This window comes from Rathayibacter sp. VKM Ac-2835, assembly GCF_013266705.1.
GTDB lineage: Bacteria > Actinomycetota > Actinomycetes > Actinomycetales > Microbacteriaceae > Rathayibacter.
In genome coordinates this window covers 1-822 of record NZ_JABSNQ010000006.1, presented here as the reverse complement: position 1 = coordinate 822, position 822 = coordinate 1, and the positions used below count along the sequence as shown (strand labels likewise).

Here is an 822-nt window from a genome sequence, read left to right as displayed (position 1 = left end):
CGCGGCAGCACTCGCGGAGGTGCGCGACTGCTTCGACGACGCCGTGGCCGCCGAGCGCGCCGCCTCGCCGACACGCCTCCGAGCGGCGGAGCGGATGCACCGCGGCTACCGCATCGCGCTCACCGTCCCGGAGGCGTTCGCCCGCGGCGCGACGCGCAGCGAGACGCGCGACCTCGTCGAGCGCTCGATCCGTGCCGAGCTCGCCGTAGCGTTCGGCGTGTCCGAGCGGGAGGTGTCCCGTCGGCTCGAGGCCGCGCAGATGCTGATGGAGCACCTCCCCCTCACCCGCGCGCTGCTGAGGGACGCGCGGATCCTCTGGGAGGTCGGCGAGGCGATCTGCGCCTCCGCGAGCAGCCTCCCCGAGGCCTCCCGCGCGGCACTCGACGAGCGTGCAGCCGACGGCGCTCTCACCATGACGACCACGCAGCTGCGCCGCGCCCTGCGCCGCTGGCGGGAGGAGCTGCACGAGGATCCGCTCGCCCAGCGGCACGCCCGCGCCCGCGAGGACCGCGCCGTCTGGGTCACTCCGGACGTCGACGGAATGGCCACGCTCTGCGTGCTCGCTCCTGCAGCGGCGGTGACGGGCGCCTACGGCCGACTGCGGCGCATCGCCCGCACCCTCCGCGACGAGGGCGACCCGCGCACGCTCCAGCAGCTGAGCGCCGATGCCGCGGTCGACCTGCTCTGCGACGGCGACATCGCCGGCACGACCCCGGACGCCGAGCACCGACCCGACCCGACCTTCGTCCCCGGCATCCGGGCCGAGGTGCGGCTCACCCTCGCAGCGCCCACCGCCGTCGGCCTCGACGATGCTGCCGCGGA

Annotated in this window: 1 protein-coding gene; it reads left to right on the top strand. The window is 76.0% G+C overall.

Annotated elements, in window-relative coordinates:
- A partial coding sequence (locus HRK28_RS19720) for a DUF222 domain-containing protein (protein WP_173252835.1) occupies nucleotides 1-822 on the top strand: 822 nt, incomplete at both ends.